This is a genomic window from Flavobacterium araucananum (assembly GCF_002222055.1).
Taxonomy (GTDB): Bacteria; Bacteroidota; Bacteroidia; order Flavobacteriales; family Flavobacteriaceae; genus Flavobacterium; species Flavobacterium araucananum.
In genome coordinates, this window is record NZ_MUGS01000076.1 from 22315 (window position 1) to 39984 (window position 17670).

The 17670-nt window shown below is 33.8% G+C and carries 17 protein-coding genes; 11 read left to right on the forward strand and 6 right to left on the reverse strand.

The annotated features are described in order from the left end of the window. Nucleotides 1-358: 358 nt before the first annotated feature. The 8 genes from B0A64_RS23430 to B0A64_RS23470 all read left to right on the forward strand — a co-directional run bounded on the left by B0A64_RS23430 (nt 359) and on the right by B0A64_RS23470 (nt 10832). Entirely contained in the window at nt 359-973 is a 615-nt protein-coding gene (locus B0A64_RS23430) for an HD domain-containing protein (RefSeq protein WP_089481885.1), read from the forward strand. A 553-nt stretch (nt 974-1526) separates the two neighbouring features. Further along, nucleotides 1527-2564 carry a helix-turn-helix transcriptional regulator gene (locus B0A64_RS23435; protein WP_089481886.1) on the forward strand — a complete coding sequence of 346 codons (1038 nt, stop codon included), beginning with the start codon at nt 1527-1529 and terminating at the stop codon, nt 2562-2564. A gap of 221 nt (nt 2565-2785) precedes the next feature. Further along, nucleotides 2786-3244 carry a MarR family winged helix-turn-helix transcriptional regulator gene (locus tag B0A64_RS23440; RefSeq protein ID WP_089481887.1) on the forward strand — a complete coding sequence of 153 codons (459 nt, stop codon included), beginning with the start codon at nt 2786-2788 and terminating at the stop codon, nt 3242-3244. Nucleotides 3245-3304: 60 nt separating this feature from the next. After that, nucleotides 3305-5695: a 3-hydroxyacyl-CoA dehydrogenase/enoyl-CoA hydratase family protein gene (locus tag B0A64_RS23445; protein ID WP_089481888.1), complete on the forward strand. Its 2391-nt coding sequence runs from the start codon at nt 3305-3307 to the stop codon at nt 5693-5695. Between the two features lie 176 nt (nt 5696-5871). Then, nucleotides 5872-7053, forward strand: a complete 1182-nt coding sequence (locus B0A64_RS23450; protein WP_089481889.1) for a thiolase family protein — start codon at nt 5872-5874, stop codon at nt 7051-7053. Between the two features lie 172 nt (nt 7054-7225). Next, nucleotides 7226-7576: a four helix bundle protein gene (locus tag B0A64_RS23455; RefSeq protein WP_089481890.1), complete on the forward strand. Its 351-nt coding sequence runs from the start codon at nt 7226-7228 to the stop codon at nt 7574-7576. Between the two features lie 58 nt (nt 7577-7634). After that, complete coding sequence (locus B0A64_RS23460; protein ID WP_089481891.1) at nt 7635-9440, forward strand: acyl-CoA dehydrogenase family protein; 1806 nt, start codon at nt 7635-7637, stop codon at nt 9438-9440. 297 nt (nt 9441-9737) lie between these two features. Next, nucleotides 9738-10832, forward strand: a complete 1095-nt coding sequence (locus B0A64_RS23470; protein WP_089481893.1) for a glycoside hydrolase family 18 protein — start codon at nt 9738-9740, stop codon at nt 10830-10832. Between the two features lie 72 nt (nt 10833-10904). Here B0A64_RS23470 and B0A64_RS23475 read toward each other — a convergent pair whose 3' ends face one another. Both B0A64_RS23475 and B0A64_RS23480 read right to left on the reverse strand, forming a co-directional pair. After that, nucleotides 10905-11390, reverse strand: a complete 486-nt coding sequence (locus B0A64_RS23475) for a hypothetical protein (RefSeq protein WP_089481894.1) — start codon at nt 11388-11390, stop codon at nt 10905-10907. A 74-nt stretch (nt 11391-11464) separates the two neighbouring features. Next, nucleotides 11465-11986 (reverse strand): DUF4251 domain-containing protein, encoded by a 522-nt coding sequence (locus B0A64_RS23480; protein WP_089481895.1) that lies wholly within the window; start codon nt 11984-11986, stop codon nt 11465-11467. A 199-nt stretch (nt 11987-12185) separates the two neighbouring features. On the opposite strand from B0A64_RS23480, the gene B0A64_RS23485 reads away from it, so the two are divergent. Both B0A64_RS23485 and B0A64_RS23490 read left to right on the forward strand, forming a co-directional pair. Beyond that, nucleotides 12186-12713, forward strand: a complete 528-nt coding sequence (locus B0A64_RS23485) for a superoxide dismutase family protein (protein WP_089481896.1) — start codon at nt 12186-12188, stop codon at nt 12711-12713. 108 nt (nt 12714-12821) lie between these two features. Then, the gene (locus tag B0A64_RS23490) at nt 12822-14024 is read left to right on the forward strand and encodes an LETM1-related biofilm-associated protein (protein ID WP_089481897.1); all 1203 of its coding nucleotides are present in this window, start codon (nt 12822-12824) and stop codon (nt 14022-14024) included. Between the two features lie 39 nt (nt 14025-14063). Here the strand turns inward: B0A64_RS23490 and can are convergent, their stop codons facing one another. The 4 genes from can to B0A64_RS23510 form a co-directional block, all read right to left on the reverse strand. Next, entirely contained in the window at nt 14064-14699 is a 636-nt protein-coding gene (can, locus tag B0A64_RS23495) for a carbonate dehydratase (RefSeq protein WP_089481898.1), read from the reverse strand. A 131-nt stretch (nt 14700-14830) separates the two neighbouring features. Further along, nucleotides 14831-16480: a SulP family inorganic anion transporter gene (locus B0A64_RS23500; protein WP_089481899.1), complete on the reverse strand. Its 1650-nt coding sequence runs from the start codon at nt 16478-16480 to the stop codon at nt 14831-14833. An 81-nt stretch (nt 16481-16561) separates the two neighbouring features. Then, the gene (locus B0A64_RS23505; protein WP_089481902.1) at nt 16562-16846 is read right to left on the reverse strand and encodes a hypothetical protein; all 285 of its coding nucleotides are present in this window, start codon (nt 16844-16846) and stop codon (nt 16562-16564) included. Nucleotides 16847-16978: 132 nt separating this feature from the next. Then, nucleotides 16979-17458 (reverse strand): Dps family protein, encoded by a 480-nt coding sequence (locus B0A64_RS23510; RefSeq protein ID WP_089481900.1) that lies wholly within the window; start codon nt 17456-17458, stop codon nt 16979-16981. Nucleotides 17459-17565: 107 nt separating this feature from the next. Here B0A64_RS23510 and B0A64_RS23515 point away from each other — a divergent pair. Next, nucleotides 17566-17670, forward strand: a 105-nt coding sequence (locus B0A64_RS23515) for a LysR family transcriptional regulator (protein ID WP_123875955.1), incomplete at its 3' end; no start/stop codon positions are given.

Genomic DNA, 17670 nt, shown 5'->3' on the forward strand with positions numbered 1-17670 from the left:
TTAATAAAATTGCGTAAATCCCTTTAACGACGTCATATTTATAGCGTTTTTAGATAAAGTAAATAAAATTCTAAAGAATGACATATTTATAGTTTTAGATAGAAACAAGAAAGTCCCAGAGGGACGACATATTTATAGCCATTTTTAAGAATGCATTTTTAAGAGCCCGCCGCGGCGGGTGACATATTTTATTGGCCAACATAAAAATCAAAATGTCGCTCCGCTGGAGCTTTTGATTCTCTTTCTAATAAATTGCTATAGATATTTCGCTCCGCTGGAGCTTGATGCTGAATAATGTGAAATTGTTTATAAATATTACGCCCTTTTGGAGCTTTCATCAGATTTAAATAAAAACAACATGAATTTAAATAAAATTTATTCTGAATTACTTTCGAATATTGGCTTTTCAGTAAATGATATTCAGAAAAACTGGCTGGATTTAGAAAAGGCATATTCTAATAAATCGAGACATTACCATAACCTGACGCATATCAATGATATGATTTCCTGTTTTGAAACCTACTTTGATCAGCTTAAATCTCCTAACGAAATATTATATTCTATTTTTTATCACGACTACATCTATAAAAGTTCTAAAAAAGACAACGAACTCAAAAGTGCCGAATATGCTTTGTCGATTTTACCTGAAAATATTAAACTAGACAAGCAATTGGTTTTTGATGCTATTTGCGCAACACAACAACATCAGTACAATATAACCGAAGATATTAACTGGCTTATCGACTTTGACCTGAAGATTCTTGCCCGGGATTGGAAGGAGTATCAGGTTTACTATGAGCAAATTCGAAAAGAGTATCACATTTATCCTGATCTTCTATACAAACCGGGACGCGCCAAAGCTTTGAAACATTTTCTGGAGAATGAATTTATTTTTCAGACTGAGGAATTTAGAGGTTTATATGAGGTGAAAGCCAGGGCAAATATTGAAAAAGAGATTTTATTGTTGACGTAGATATTAATCACGTAATCCCGATAGCTATCGGGATAAAGGATTAAAATGATTACACTGTTTGTCTGAAAATACGATGATAACACAAAGTATTTCTGTAGAGGCGCACAGCAGTGCGTCTTTTGTAACGTGAATAAATTGTGGTTATCTTGTGTGAGACGAACTGCTGTGCGCCTCTACGATAATTGGAACGAAAAAAATTGAAATAGAAAATTGGAACGAAAAAATTGTCTTATGAAATTATAATAACTAAATTTTCTTATTACCATAAATGCGTGAGGGATAGAGGCGATATCCTTTTGTGAAGTGGAACGGAACAAAAGATAAAGCCGAAAGCCCGACCCGCCTTTTTTGGCGGGACACGCCCAAAATATTTAACTGAAATAAATTAATCCCGCAATCCCAATAGCTATCGGGAGCAAAGTCGCAAAGTTTTTGTTTCACGCAGATTGAGCAGAGTTAAGCAGATTTTTTTTAATCCTTTTAATCCTTTTAATCTGTGGCTTTAAAAATAAAAAATTAGCGCCTTCGTGTCTTCGCGGCAAAACCAAAAACTATGTCTCAAAACAAAAATGCCTTAATACGATATAAAACGATCGACAAATGTTTGCAAAATAAATACAGACAGTGGACTCTGGAAGATCTGATCGAATGCTGCTCTGAAGCTTTATTTGAATATGAAGGTCGCGAAAACCCGATTAGCAAACGAACCATTCAAATGGATATTCAGTTAATGCGAAGCGAAAAACTGGGTTATAATGCACCAATTGTTGTTTACGACAAAAAGTATTATAAATATGAAGACGATGAGTTTACGATAACGGATATTCCGCTAACGGAAACAGATATGAATGTCCTGACCGAAACGGTTTCGATGTTAAAACAGTTTAAGGATTTCTCTTTGTTTAATGATGTATCTGATATTTTGCAGCGTTTGGAGGATAAAATCTACGCCGAGAAATCGCACACTAAACCGGTTATTTATCTGGACAAAAATGAAGGGTTAAAAGGTTTACATTACTTGGATGAAGTCTATCAGGCGATTATAAAAAAAATTGTTTTGGTGATTACGTACAAATCTTTTAAATCGAAAGAGGAAACAAAATTCCACTTTCATCCTTTTATTCTAAAGGAATTTAATAACCGATGGTTTTTGGTAGGAAAAAAAAAGGACGCTGCTCCTATTACCAATTTGGCACTGGATCGAATTATTGGAATCGATTATGATTTTAATCTTCCTTATTTGGAAGAAGATTTTGATGCTGACCTTTTTTATAAAAATGTAATTGGCGTTACGGTAAATTCAGGCTTACAGCCCAGAAAAATCGAACTTTGGATTGATGCTGTAAATGCACCTTATGTTTTAACCAAACCTTTGCATCATACCCAAAGACTGGTTAAAGAAAATGAGGACAATAGTATTATGGTGCATTTGTTCATTTCTCCTAATTATGAAATGGAACGTATTTTATTGGGTTTTGGTGACGGAATCGAGATTATTAAACCTGAAAACTTACGAAATAGGATGAAAAAGATGCTTAAAAAGGCCGTTTCACGATATGAACCTGAGGATAATACTGAATTAAAATCATGATTTTTTATAAAAAATAGCGTTTAATCTTAAATTAAAACGATAAAGCAATTTTTACAGCATAAAATTTGTTAAAATCTCAAAAAAGAATAGTATATTTCAATTAAAATTAAATCATAAACCACTCTAAATCAGAGATATTTTTTTACTAACCAAAAAATTATCACAAAATAATATGCATGCATAGTATTTTTTGATTATATTTGAAATCGATATAGTTCCCTATGAAAGACAAAACAATAGATTATATTTTAAGAGCTACATGGCAGGCTGTTTCAAGAATGTATAACGAAGAGGCTGCAAAGTACGATGCTACAATGGCGACCGGATTTGCACTTTTAAGTATTGATAAAGAGGAAGGAACTCCCTCTACAGCTTTAGGCCCAAGAATGGGAATGGAAGCTACGAGCCTGACCAGAACCTTAAAATCGATGGAAGACAAAGGTTTAATTGTTCGCAAAAAAAATCCAACAGATGGTCGAGGTGTTTTGATCTACCTAACCGAATTTGGCAAAGAAAAAAGAGATTTATCTAAAAATACTGTTCTGAAATTTAATGAAACAATTAGAAAACATGTTTCTGATGAAAAGCTTAAACATTTTATCGAAGTTTCTGAAATCATAAATGAATTAATTCAGGACAAAAACATATTTAATCAAACCGAAAAATCAGAAAACGAGTAGACTTTTATACCTTATAAAGGTTTGTTTCAAATTCAAACAAAAAAACAAAATATTAACTCTATGAAACGCACAATTAAAAAAGTTGCTGTAATTGGATCCGGAATTATGGGTTCAGGAATAGCTTGTCATTTTGCCAATATTGGTGTTGAAGTTTTACTACTTGACATCGTACCGCGCGAATTGACAGAGGCTGAAACTAAAAAAGGATTAACACTTGAAAGTAAAGTTGTTCGCAACCGTGTGGTAAACGAGCACTTGGCGAATTCGTTAAAATCGAAACCGTCTCCTATTTACAGTCAAAAATTTGCAAACAGAATTACAACAGGAAATACCACAGATGATATAGCAAAAATTGCCAATGTTGACTGGATTATCGAGGTTGTTGTAGAACGTTTGGATATTAAAAAACTGGTATTCGAACAAATCGAGAAATTTCGTAAACCGGGAACTTTAGTTACTTCTAATACTTCTGGAATTCCAATTCATTTTATGAGTGAAGGAAGAAGCGAAGATTTTCAACAACACTTTTGCGGAACACACTTTTTTAACCCTGCGCGTTACTTAAAATTATTTGAAATTATTCCGGGTCCAAAAACTTCAAATGAAGTATTGGATTTCTTAAACGAATACGGATCTAAATTTTTAGGAAAAACATCTGTTGTTGCTAAAGATACTCCGGCATTTATTGGAAACAGAATTGGTATTTACGGAATCCAAAGTTTATTCCACTTGGTTAAAGAAATGGGATTAACGATTGAGGAAGTTGATAAATTGACCGGACCTGTAATTGGTCGTCCAAAATCGGCTACTTTCCGTACTGTTGATGTTGTTGGTTTAGATACTTTGGTGCACGTTGCCAATGGTATTTATGAAAACTGTCCAACAGATGAACAACACGAATTGTTTAAACTTCCTGATTTCATCACAAAAATGATGGAAAACAATTGGTTAGGAAGCAAAACAGGACAAGGTTTCTACAAAAAAGTAGACAAAGATATTCTTACCTTAGACTTAGATACATTAGAATACCGTCCGGCAAAAAAAGCAAGCTTTGCTACGCTTGAACTAACAAAAACTATCGATAAACCTATCAATCGTTTTAAAGTTTTGGTAAAAGGAAAAGACAAAGCTGGAGAATTCTATCGTAAGAGTTTCGCCGGAATGTTTGCTTATGTATCCAACAGAATTCCTGAAATCTCAGACGAATTATATAAAATTGATGATGCGATGAAAGCTGGTTTTGGATGGGAAAATGGTCCATTCGAAATTTGGGACGCTATTGGTGTTGCCAACGGAATCGAAATCATGAAAGCAGAAGGTCTTGAGCCTGCTGCATGGGTTACTGAAATGTTGGCTTCCGGAAGTGAGAGTTTCTACTCTGTAAAAGAAGGAGCAACTTATTTCTACAATATCCCAACAAAATCTCAAACTAAAGTTCCGGGACAAGACTCCTTTATTATCCTAAACAACATTCGCGAAAGCAAAAAAGTTTGGAGTAATAGTGGTGCAATTATCCAAGATTTAGGAGATGGAATTTTGAACTTAGAATTCCAATCTAAAATGAATACTATTGGTGGCGATGTACTTCAGGCTATCAATAAAGCAATCGACTTATCTGAAAAAGAATATCAAGGTTTAGTTATTGGTAATCAGGCAGCGAATTTCTCTGTTGGGGCCAATATCGGAATGATTTTCATGATGGCGGTTGAACAGGAATATGACGAATTGAACATGGCTATCAAATTGTTTCAGGACACGATGATGCGCGTTCGTTATTCTTCGATTCCAGTTGTAGTAGCACCTCACGGAATGACTTTTGGTGGTGGATGCGAAATGAGCTTACACGCTGATAAAGTGGTTGCTGCTGCTGAAACTTATATGGGATTAGTTGAGTTTGGTGTAGGTGTATTGCCTGGTGGTGGCGGATCTAAAGAAATGGCTTTAAGAGCGTCTGATTTATTCCGTAAAAATGATGTGGAATTGAACGTTCTTCAGGAATATTTCTTGACAATCGCTATGGCAAAAGTATCGACTTCTGGTTATGAGGCTTTTGACACAGGTCTTCTTCAACATGGAAAAGATGTTATCGTGGTAAACAAAGATCGTCAGATTGCCGAAGCTAAAAAACATGCATTGTTAATGGCAGAAGCGGGTTATACGCAACCTATCAGAAGAACTGATGTTAAAGTATTAGGAAAACAAGCTCTTGGAATGTTCTTAGTAGGAACGGATCAAATGGAAGCTGGAAAATACATTTCTGAGCACGACAAGAAAATTGCTAACAAACTTGCTTACGTAATGGCAGGTGGTGATTTATCTGAAGCAACTTTAGTATCTGAACAATATTTATTAGATATCGAACGTGAGGCTTTCCTGAGTTTATGTACAGAACGCAAGACTTTAGAGAGAATCCAGTATATGTTAACTAAAGGAAAACCACTTAGAAATTAGAAAATAGAACAAAGAGAATAGAATATAGATTTCAGACTTAGTAAAGTCTATTTTCTATACTCTATCTTCTATACTCTTAAAAAACAGAATAAAGAGAAAAGAATATAGATTTTGTGACAAAGTAATAGTCTATTTTCTATGATCGATTTTCTAAAATCTTAAAAAAACAAAAACAAATGAAAACAGCATATATAGTAAAAGCTTACCGTACTGCGGTAGGAAAAGCACCAAAAGGGGTTTTTAGATTTAAAAGACCTGATGAATTAGCTGCAGAAACCATTCAGTTTATGATGGATGAGTTGCCTGATTTTGACAAAAAACGTATCGATGACGTTATGGTAGGAAATGCCATGCCAGAAGCAGAACAAGGACTTAACGTTGGTCGTTTGATCTCCTTAATGGGATTAAAAGTAGAAGATGTTCCTGGTGTAACAGTTAACCGTTATTGTGCATCCGGATTAGAAACTATCGGAATGGCAACTGCAAAAATCCAATCAGGAATGGCAGATTGTATCATTGCCGGTGGTGCAGAAAGTATGAGTTTTATTCCGATGGGAGGTTACAAACCAACTCCGGATTATAAAGTTGCTGCTGCAGGTCACGAAGATTATTACTGGGGAATGGGTTTAACTGCTGAAGCGGTTGCCAACCAATATAAAATTTCAAGAGAAGATCAGGATGAGTTTGCTTACAACTCTCACATGAAAGCCTTAAAAGCGCAAGCCGAAGGTAAATTCGACAAACAAATTGTTCCTATTACTGTTGAGCAAACTTTTGTAAATGAAAATGGTAAAAAAGAAACTAAATCTTATGTTGTAAAACAAGACGAAGGACCAAGAGCCGGAACCTCTGTTGCTGCTTTATCAGGTTTAAGACCTGTTTTTGCTGCTGACGGAAGCGTAACTGCCGGTAACTCATCGCAAATGAGTGATGGTGCTGCTTTTGTTTTAATCATGAGCGAGGATATGGTAAAAGAGTTAAATCTTGAGCCAATTGCAAGATTGGTAAACTTTGCTTCGTCTGGTGTTGAGCCAAGAATCATGGGTATTGGTCCTGTAAAAGCAATTCCGAAAGCCTTAAAACAAGCAGGTTTAGAATTGAAAGATATTGACTTGGTCGAATTAAACGAGGCTTTTGCTTCTCAGTCTTTGGCTGTAATTCGCGAGTTAGGTCTAAATCCTGATATCGTAAACGTAAACGGTGGTGCAATCGCTTTAGGACATCCTCTGGGTTGTACAGGTGCTAAACTTTCTGTCCAGTTATTCGACGAGATGAAACGCAGAGGTAGCAAATACGGAATTGTTTCGATGTGTGTGGGAACTGGACAAGGTTCTGCCGGGATTTATGAAGTTCTTTAAAGAGAGAATAGAATAAAGAGCAAAGAATAAAGAGGAAAGAATAAAGAGAATAGATGTTTTTTTTGAGAATAGAGAGATAATACTTTTTGGAATTATAAAATATTTCCAAAAGAAATAAAAATAGTATTAATCTTACTTTTTTATTTTAATTTCTTAACTTAACTCAAAAAAAATGAGACATAATTATAAGAACTTGAAGATTTGGAAGATCGGAATTTCAATTGCTAATGAAATTTCAGATGTATTAATAGAATTTCCAAAACACGAACGATACGATTTGAGTTCTCAAATAAGCAGATGTTCGGTTTCGATGCCTAGTAATATTGCCGAAGGATCTTCAAGAACCGATAAGTCTTTTAGTTACTTTTTAGACATTTCTCTGGGCTCTTCATTTGAACTAATTACACAATTATTGATTGCTAAACATAGAACATATATAAACGAGATACAATTTAACCAATTAGAAATTAAAATAGAAGAATTTCAAAGAATGACAATGGGTTTTCAAAACGGCTTAAAATAAGTCCAGTAAAAAATCTATTTTCTATATTCTATTTTCTTTTCTCCCAAAAAAAATAAAAATGGCAGATACAATCGAAAAAAACGTAACCCGTGGTGGTCAGTTTTTAGTTAAAGAAACAAAGTGCGAAGATATCTTTACACCAGAAGATTTTTCGGAAGAGCAATTAATGATGCGTGACTCTGTAAAAGAGTTCGTTGACAAAGAATTATGGGCACATAAAGATCGTTTTGAGAAAAAAGATTATGCTTATACAGAATCCTCTATGCGTAAAGCTGGTGAACTAGGACTTCTGGGAGTTGCGGTTCCTGAAGAATACGGTGGATTAGGAATGGGATTCGTATCTACAATGTTAGTTTGCGATTACATATCTGGTGCTACAGGATCGTTCTCGACTGCTTTTGGTGCTCATACCGGAATTGGAACGATGCCGATCACTCTTTATGGTTCTGAGGAACAAAAGAAAAAATACGTTCCTAAATTGGCTTCCGGAGAATGGTTTGGAGCTTATTGTTTGACTGAACCAGGCGCAGGATCTGACGCTAACTCAGGAAAAACGAAAGCGGTTTTATCTGAAGACGGAACTCATTATAAAATTACAGGACAAAAAATGTGGATTTCGAATGCAGGTTTCTGCAGCGTTTTCATCGTTTTTGCCCGTATTGGAGATGATAAAAATATTACTGGTTTCATCGTAGAAAACGATCCGTCAAACGGAATTTCTATGAATGAAGAAGAGCATAAATTAGGAATTCGTGCTTCTTCTACTCGTCAGGTTTTCTTTAATGATACTAAAGTTCCTGTAGAAAACATGTTGTCTGAAAGAGGAAACGGTTTCAAAATTGCAATGAATGCTTTAAATGTTGGTCGTATCAAATTGGCAGCTGCTTGTTTAGATGCGCAACGCAGAGTAACTACAAATGCAGTAAAATATGCTAACGAAAGAATCCAGTTTAACACTGCAATTTCATCTTTTGGAGCAATCCGTTCTAAATTAGCCGAAATGGCAACTAATGCATACGCTGGAGAAAGTGCTTCTTACCGTGCAGCAAAAGATATCGAAGACAGAATCGCTGCTCGTGAAGCAGAAGGAACTTCTCACCAGGAAGCTGAATTAAAAGGTGTTGAAGAATATGCTATCGAATGTTCTATCCTTAAAGTTGCCGTTTCTGAAGACGTACAAGCTTGTGCTGACGAAGGAATTCAGATTTTTGGTGGAATGGGATTCTCTGAAGATACTCCAATGGAAAGTGCCTGGAGAGATGCTCGTATCGCCAGAATCTACGAAGGAACAAACGAAATCAACAGAATGCTTTCTGTAGGTATGTTGATCAAAAAAGCAATGAAAGGTCACGTTGATTTATTAGGACCAGCAATGAAAGTTTCTGAAGAATTAATGGGAATTCCATCTTTTGATACTCCTGATTTCTCTGAATTATTTGCTGAAGAAAAAGGAATTATCACTAATCTTAAGAAAGTTTTCTTAATGGTTGCAGGAAGTGCTGTTCAAAAATACGGACCGGATTTAGATGCTCACCAACAGTTATTAATGGCTGCTTCTGATATCTTAATCGAAATCTACATGGCTGAAAGTACCATTCTTAGAACTGAAAAATTAGCCAAAAATCAAGGTGAAGCTAAAGTACAAGAGCAAATTGCTATGGCAAAATTATACTTATACAAAGCAGTAGATATTGTTAACTCAAAAGGAAAAGAAGGAATTATTTCTTTTGCCGAAGGAGACGAACAACGTATGATGTTAATGGGATTAAAACGTTTTACAAAATATACAAACAATCCAAATGTGGTAGCTTTAAGAGAGGTTATTACATCTAAATTAGTTGCAGAAAACGAATACTGCTTCTAATACAAAAATAGTTTTTAGCTTTTAATTTGTTTAAACCCGCACTTATCCGAAACAGTGCGGGTTTATTTTTTTTTATTTTGCCACAGATTACAGGATTTTCACAGATTTTTTTAATCATTTTAATCTTGTAATCTGTGGCATTCTTTTGTAGAGATGCACTGCTGTGCGTCTCTACATTAAAAATCATTAATCATTTCACAAATCTTTATTAAAATTGCGTTTCTGTTACAAAATGTATGGTAAACTTTTGATTCTAATGTTTTATATTTAGCGTTCTAAAACTTCAAAAAATATAAAATGAAACACCTTAACCTAATTGCCCTTTTATTTCTTTGCCTGATCTCTACCTCTATTTTTGCGCAAAAAAATAAAAAACTGGATGTTATTGCTTACTACACAGGCGATGACAAACTAATTAACGACTACGAAGTAAACAAGTTAGATCAAATTATCTTTAGTTTTTGTCATCTAAAAGATGGAAAACTAAGCGTTGATTCACCTAAAGATTCTACCACAATCAAATACCTGGTTTCTTTAAAAGCACATAATCCGCAACTTAAAATTGTTCTTTCACTTGGTGGCTGGGGAGGTTGTGAACCTTGTTCTGCCGCATTTTCTACAGCCGAAGGAAGATTAACTTTCGCTAAATCAGTAAAAGAAGTAAGCAATTATTTTAAAGTAGACGGTTTAGATCTTGATTGGGAATATCCGGCAATTGAGGGACTGCCAGGACATTTATTTCAGGCTGCTGACAAACCTAACTTTACCGAATTAATCAAAATTTTGCGTTCTACTTTGGGTAAAAAATATGAATTGAGTTTTGCTGCCGGAGGATTTCAAAAATATCTGGATGAATCTATAGACTGGAAAACTGTTGCTCCATTAGTAAATCGCATCAACATTATGAGTTATGATCTGGTAAACGGATATTCTAAAGTTACCGGACATCATACACCATTGTACAGCACCAATGCCAAGGAAGAATCTACAGACAGAGCCGTTACTTATTTATTAAAACAAGGAGTTCCTGCTGAAAAATTGATTATTGGAGGTGCTTTTTATTCCAGAACATGGCAGAATGTCGAAAACATAAACAATGGTCTTTATCAGGCTGGAGAACACATTCAAGGTGTTGATTTCAAAAATTTTGCTTCAACTTTTACAGAAGCTAATGGCTGGAAATATTTTTGGGATGATAAAGCAAAAGCTCCTTATTGGTATAATGCGGCATCAAAAACTTTTGCAACATCTGATGATCTTAAATCCATAAAAGCAAAAACAGAATATGTAAAGTCTAAAAAACTAGGTGGTATCATGTTCTGGGAACTTACTTTAGATAGTCCTCGTAACGGAATGGTGAATGCCATTTATGAAGTTAAAACGGCTAAATAATACTTTCAAAGCATAGAAAAACGGCAGTTACTTACATAACTGCCGTTTTTTTTATCTGTAAAGAAACGTTTTTTATTGAAGTTTTGATTTGTCTAATTCGCCAATAAAAGGAATCGACTCTAAAATCTCTGCTCGAATTATCGTCTGCAAATACACTTCTAACTGAATAAATTTAGCTGCATTTATAGCACCAACAGCCTTTTTGGCCTGACCATAAGTTTTGGAAAATAATTTTTCATAAGCCAAATGATTTTTCAAAGTTCCTTTTGCCAACTCATCCGCTTTTGCATCTGTTAGTGTTGCATAATTTACAGCGTAATCATTGATTAACTGAAATTTTGTTTGTCCAAGAGCCTTGCGCTCTGTTTCATAATTATCGTAAACTTTTGTAAATGCAACAAATTGTGTATCTGACAGATTCATGTATTGTTTTACCAGATCACCTTTCGATTTACCATAAACACTTTGCAAAACCTCTACATCTTCCTTAAACGAAGACTGAGCATAAGATGAAAACGTGGCAAGTGCCATAATAAGAATAAGACTTAATTTTTTCATAGTTTTTGATTTTAATTTGTTTATAAAAATTCAATCACTATCAAATGTACATATTTTTCTTACACGAAACTTTCTTACTTTTTTATTGCTTCAGTTTTAGGTGCTTTAATTTCTCCATTATACGAGATTGATTCTCTATTGTTACTGTTTATAGAAAGTGTTGCTCCACCGTCAAAAAAGATAGAAAAAACTAAATTATAGAAATCATTTGTTCCTTTTACAGAAGCTTTTACGGTATAACTTTTTTTGTTTTTTTCGACCTTTATATTTTCAGGAATACCTTCAAATTTTATCCCGCCATCTCCGCCATACGCAACATTAAATGCTCGCCCGAAAAATGGCAGATCGCAAGTTGTCTTTATGGCATCAAACTTTAGAAAATAAGTATTATAATCCAAAATAATAAGCCTGCCACCCAAAGGATTGGCTTTTTGTGCTTCAAAATCAAACTTTTTAGCATCAATCAAAGCTTCAATTTGTTTTTGTTTCTGCAGCTCTCTTTCTGCTTTTAATTCTTTCTTTGTTTTTTCCTGTGCCAATACCGGAAGATTCAAAAAGCACAGTAACACTAATAAAAGGGATAATTTAGTTTTCATAAAAGATATTTTTAATAGAGTTAAAAAAGGTATTTTCTGTTTTTTTTGCAAATTTCATCAGGGCAATAATTGCTGGTTTATGCGTCTACAATAAGATTAAATTGCAACCAATAGTTTTAGTTTTATTTAACTATTGCCTGTAATCAATGTCGGAATTTTATGTTAAATTTACTTAATAATTAATTTAAAAGCCCTTTATATGAAAAAAATAATCGTTTCCTTCGCTATAATTACAGCCTTAATTGTTGGTTGTAAGACAAATACAAAATCAAATGATGCCAAAACTTTAACTGTAGCTTTAGAACCTAAAAGTAATAGCACAGTTGCAGGAACAGCTACTTTTACAGAAAAAGACGGTAAAGTAACTTTTGTTGCAAAAATAAGTGGTTTACAACCTGGTGTTCATGCGATCCATATTCACGAAAAAGCAGATTGTAGTGCTGCTGACGGAAGTTCTGCTGGAGGACACTGGAATCCAACTTTTAAAAAACACGGAAAATGGGGTGTTGCAGAATACCACAAAGGCGATATAGGAAACTTTACTGCTGATGCAAAAGGTAACGGATCTATAACCTTAACTACTGACGAATGGTGTATAGGTTGTGGCGATGCCAGTAAAGATGTTTTAGGAAAAGGTTTAATTGTACATCAGGGAACTGATGATTTTACAACACAACCTACCGGAAATGCTGGCGGAAGAGTTGCTTGCGCAGGGATCATTAAATAAAAAAACAGGATAACCACCAGATTTTTCACAAAATCTGGTGGTTATTTCATTTAAAATTAATCCTAACACAAGAAAAAGATATAGCTTTGCAGCTATAAATTAAAATTAATGATTAACCCATCAGCATCAGGTTGGATAGACAAGTTTTTTAGTGAACAAAAGTTTTCAGAAGCTATTCCTTTTGAAACTACGGAATCGTTTTACTATAAAGTCAGAGAAACCGGTTTTATTTATGGTCATATCATTGATATAGATTCTCAAATTCCAATTCCTATAAAAGGATGGTTTAAAACCGAGATTTCTAAAGTCGCTTTATTAAATACTTTATATCACGTTTTTTGTTTAGAAAAAAGAAGTTCTGAACCAAAAAATTTTATAACAGAAGTTTTAAAGTTTTATAAGGAAATGAATCCTGAGGGATTTAATATATTCAAAATTTTACTCCCAAAAGATACGCCTTCCCTATCTTTAGAAAACATCATAGATCAGCGGGTTCAAACCAATGATAGTATCATTAGTAAAAACTTTTCTCACTTAGTTACCAATGCACTTTTGTTTATTGATGTCCTGGCATTCAGGCAATATCTGGAGCATGGTTCTATTCCTGAAAAATATCTTAAACGTATCGAAGAAACCGTTCTTGGTATTGTAGCATTGGCATTAAAAACAAAAACCATTAAATCTCAGCATGATGATTTATTGATTAAACTTTTTGAAGCTTCTATACGCTATTCAAAATTTTCAAAAGTTACCGTTGATACTTTAGAAACCTTACAGTTGAGTTATTTCAATAACAAATTAGAATATTATTATCTAATTGATATGGCAGGAATGGCTTTATGGAGTGATGGTGTTGTAGAAAATGAAGAAGCTTACTTTTTATACTCTTTAGGATCAATGATGGGCGTTTCTGATGATTTTGTAAGCAAAAGCATTGAGACAACAAATACATTTATCACCACTCATAAAAAGAAAATCCCTTATTTTAATTACTCTAATCCGGTAAAACACTTTTATGATCAAATGACGCACAGCGTTGTAAAACTGATTATAAGAAACAAAAACAGACTCGTTAAGGAAATTATTCAGAGTAAAGAATTAATGGTTCTTCTCGCTTATTCTACAACCAGAGATTTGGATGCCAAGGAGAAGAAAAAGGTAAAAAAACAGCTTTTGGATATTTGCAAAACGATTCCGTCACTAACCATTTTTTTACTCCCGGGCGGAAGTTTATTATTACCCATTTTAATAAAATTTATTCCAACAATGTTACCATCAGCTTTCAATGAAAATCTGGACGAAAACGAATAAAAAAAATCGCCTTTTTGAGGCGATTTTTTTGTTTTATTATTATAAGTCTAATTGATAAACTTCATCAAGCTCATCATTCGAAGCAATGTTGACATTTAAATCGGTTACAAAACCAGAATTCAATCCGTAAACCCATCCGTGAAGCATTAAGTCCTGACCATTTTTCCAGGCTCCCTGCACAATCGAAGTTTTTGCTAAGTTATATACTTGTTCTTTTGCATTGATTTCGACAAAAGCATTAAAACGCTCCGTTTCATCTGCAATAGAATTGAGGTATTTATCATGCAAACGGTATTCATCCTTGATGTGACGAATCCAGTTATCGATAATTCCAACAGATTGATTACCCATAGCCGCTTTTACACCACCACAACCGTAATGTCCGCAAACAATAACGTGTTTTACTTTTAGTACGTTTACAGCATAATCAAGAACACTTAACATATTCATATCAGAGTGTACGACCATATTGGCGATATTACGGTGTACAAAAACTTCTCCGGGCTTAGCGCCAATAATTTCATTTGCCGGAACACGACTATCAGAACATCCAATCCATAATAATGGCGGTGTTTGTCCTTTTGCCAAATCTGCAAAATAATTAGGATCCAGGGCTAATGATTTTTCAACCCACTGCTTATTGTTTTCTAGTAATTGTTTATAAAACTCTCTCATTATATTTTTTTTTATTTTTTTGAATGGTACTTTTTTATTGCCTAAAGAATATTAAAAGAACTTTTATGTAAAGTTACCTAAAATTTAATTCTCTTTATCAACTAAGAAATAACACCTGTTTTAAATTTTTCTTAAAATTCTTTTTTTACTGCTTCTTTTTGCACCAATACTCTTTTTGCAACATCATAATAATGCTCTATCGAAACATGATTATTAATATCAGGTGAGTTTTCAAGCTCATACGCTGCTTTAAAACCTTTTAGTTTGACCTTAATATTTTGGTCTACAGCACGTGTTTCTTTAAATTCACGAATTAAATCCAAAACATCATGTGCAATATACTCAGTATCATGTGCATTAATAATGACTTTAGAGTTTTCAGGAATTTCACCTAATGTCGATTTGATGGCGGCTTTGTTCAAAAATGAAACTTCTTGCGCCAAATCGATATGAATAACATCTCCGTCTTCGTATTCTTCTTTTTTAAAGCTGTAAGCTCGTTTTAAGTTTCCTCTTAATACAAAAATGATACTAATAATAATTCCTAAAGCAACACCTTTAAGCAAATCTGTTGCTACAACAAATACTAATGTCGCTACAAAAGGAATAAATTGGTATTTTCCTTTTTCCCAGAAATGTTTAAACGTTGCCGGTTTAGCCAATTTATATCCTACCAAAATTAAAACGGTTGCCAAAGTCGCCAACGGAATTTTGTTTAAAAGTGCCGGCACTGCCAAAACACTCAATAACAATAATACTCCGTGAATAATGGTTGACATTTTTGACTTTGCTCCTGCATTATTATTTGCAGATGATCTTACGACAACTGATGTCATTGGTAAACCTCCTAAAAGTGAACTCAAAACATTACCAATACCCTGAGCTCTAAGCTCAACATTAGTGTTTGTATATCGTTTTTGCACATCCATTCTGTCAGCGGCTTCAATACAAAGTAATGTTTCAATAGAAGCAACAATGGCAATTGTAATAGCAACTACCCAAACTTGCGGATTTGTAACTGCTGCAAAATTTGGTGTAATCAGAATAGATTTAAATTCATCAAAAGATTTTGGAACTGGCAATGAAACCAAATGCTCTTTTGCAATTGCCAATGAGCTTCCTGTAGAAACAAAAAATTCATTTAAAGCGATCCCAACAATGACAGCTACAAGTGCTCCGGGAACTAACTTTAATTTCTTTAGAAACGAAACTTTATCCCACGAAATCAATATTACAAGCGAAATAAGCGAAATTACTACTGCTCCTAATTGAATGTGCTTCAGAACGTCGAATAGAAATGAAAACGAATTGCTTCCGTCATTTTGAACAAAAGCCTGATCACCTTCAAAATCTGCATCATAACCAAATGCGTGAGGCAATTGTTTTAATATAATAATGATACCAATACCTGCCAACATTCCTTCGATAACATTTGTTGGAAAATAATTAGAGATACTTCCGGCTTTTAAAAACCCTAATGCTAATTGTATTAGTCCCGCAATAAAAACAGACATTAAAAACACATCAAAAGCACCAAAATCAGTAATAGCGGTCAAAATAATAGCTGTTAATCCAGCTGCTGGTCCCGAAACGCTAATGTGGGACTGGCTTAGATAACCTACCACAATACCACCAATAACACCCGAGATAATACCAGAAAACAAAGGTGCTCCAGAAGCCATAGCGATACCTAAACACAATGGAAGAGCCACCAGAAAAACCACTAAACCTGAAGCAAAATCAGATTTAAGGTTGGCAAAAAGATTGATTTTTTTTGTCATAATACAATACTAAAAAAATTATTCATTAAAGTTTTACCACATTTAATTAAAAATGTAGTTGGTTCAAAATAATCGGAAGTATTATGCCAAGTTGGGAGGCGGAGCAAAAATGCTCGGGGAAATATTGTCTAGTTTTACAATATTTTCAGACACTATGGTCTTTTTTGCAATATAAACTGGCATTATAACTTCATGTTGAAGTATTGCCGGATAAACGGCAGCCTTAAGTTCTTTGTGTGAATGCTCCTCTTCAGAAAAACTGAAAAATATAGACGTATCATTACTTTTCTTCATCACCGTAACAATTGTTGGGGTAGATAAGAAAGCAATAAATATGAATAATAATATGCGAGCGATTAATTTCATTGCAGCAAAAATAGTGTTAAACAACTAATATCAAAGCGTGAGAGCAAAAAATTTATACAAATTTAACAATCATAAAAAAACAGAATGAAGACGAACCTACATTCTGTTTATATCTCACTAGCTAACAAGTAATTACAACTCTTCTTCTAACCAGGCATTCATCATCCAGATCGTCTTTTCCTGCTCTGCAATAAAATCACTCATCATAGAATTCGTACCTTCGTCATTAATTTCGCCTGATTGTTTCAAAATTTCTCTCTCTATCTTCAATAAATCCGTTAAAGAATTGACAATTAAATGAACTGCTTTTTCATCGTTCGAAATATTTTTTCCAACCGTTAATTTATTGTTTTTAATATAATCTTCAAATGTATGCAAAGGAGTTCCTCCTATTGTTAAAACTCTTTCGGCTATCATATCAATTTTTAATTGAGCATCTGTATATAATTCTTCAAACTTAACGTGTAAATCAAAGAAACGTTTACCACGAATATTCCAATGTATTCCTCTTAAATTTTGATAGTATACCTGAAAATTTGACAACAGAATATTCAATTCCTTTACTAATAATTCTGACTCTTTTACAGGCAATCCTAAAATATTTGTTTTCATAGTTTTCATTTTATAATAAGTTTACTACAAATTTAAGATAAGTTCTTTAAAAATATTATAAAAAAAAATTATATTTTCTTATTTTTGCATCACAAAATACTATCAAAATGACGATCACTCAATTACAATATGTGTTAGCTGTTGCAGAACATAAAAATTTTACACTTGCTGCCGAAAAATGCTTTGTTACCCAGCCTACCTTAAGTATGCAG

Coding starts and splice junctions, on each gene's coding strand:
- B0A64_RS23450 (WP_089481889.1), top strand. CDS start 5,872: ATGAAAACAGCATATATAGTAAAAGCTTACCGTACTGCGGTAGGAAAA.
- B0A64_RS23510 (WP_089481900.1), bottom strand. CDS start 17,458: ATGAAAACAAATATTTTAGGATTGCCTGTAAAAGAGTCAGAATTATTA.
- B0A64_RS23475 (WP_089481894.1), bottom strand. CDS start 11,390: ATGAAAAAATTAAGTCTTATTCTTATTATGGCACTTGCCACGTTTTCA.
- B0A64_RS23430 (WP_089481885.1), top strand. CDS start 359: ATGAATTTAAATAAAATTTATTCTGAATTACTTTCGAATATTGGCTTT.
- B0A64_RS23440 (WP_089481887.1), top strand. CDS start 2,786: ATGAAAGACAAAACAATAGATTATATTTTAAGAGCTACATGGCAGGCT.
- B0A64_RS23455 (WP_089481890.1), top strand. CDS start 7,226: ATGAGACATAATTATAAGAACTTGAAGATTTGGAAGATCGGAATTTCA.
- B0A64_RS23505 (WP_089481902.1), bottom strand. CDS start 16,846: ATGAAATTAATCGCTCGCATATTATTATTCATATTTATTGCTTTCTTA.
- B0A64_RS23470 (WP_089481893.1), top strand. CDS start 9,738: ATGAAACACCTTAACCTAATTGCCCTTTTATTTCTTTGCCTGATCTCT.
- B0A64_RS23500 (WP_089481899.1), bottom strand. CDS start 16,480: ATGACAAAAAAAATCAATCTTTTTGCCAACCTTAAATCTGATTTTGCT.
- B0A64_RS23485 (WP_089481896.1), top strand. CDS start 12,186: ATGAAAAAAATAATCGTTTCCTTCGCTATAATTACAGCCTTAATTGTT.
- B0A64_RS23460 (WP_089481891.1), top strand. CDS start 7,635: ATGGCAGATACAATCGAAAAAAACGTAACCCGTGGTGGTCAGTTTTTA.
- can (WP_089481898.1), bottom strand. CDS start 14,699: ATGAGAGAGTTTTATAAACAATTACTAGAAAACAATAAGCAGTGGGTT.
- B0A64_RS23490 (WP_089481897.1), top strand. CDS start 12,822: ATGATTAACCCATCAGCATCAGGTTGGATAGACAAGTTTTTTAGTGAA.
- B0A64_RS23445 (WP_089481888.1), top strand. CDS start 3,305: ATGAAACGCACAATTAAAAAAGTTGCTGTAATTGGATCCGGAATTATG.
- B0A64_RS23480 (WP_089481895.1), bottom strand. CDS start 11,986: ATGAAAACTAAATTATCCCTTTTATTAGTGTTACTGTGCTTTTTGAAT.
- B0A64_RS23435 (WP_089481886.1), top strand. CDS start 1,527: ATGTCTCAAAACAAAAATGCCTTAATACGATATAAAACGATCGACAAA.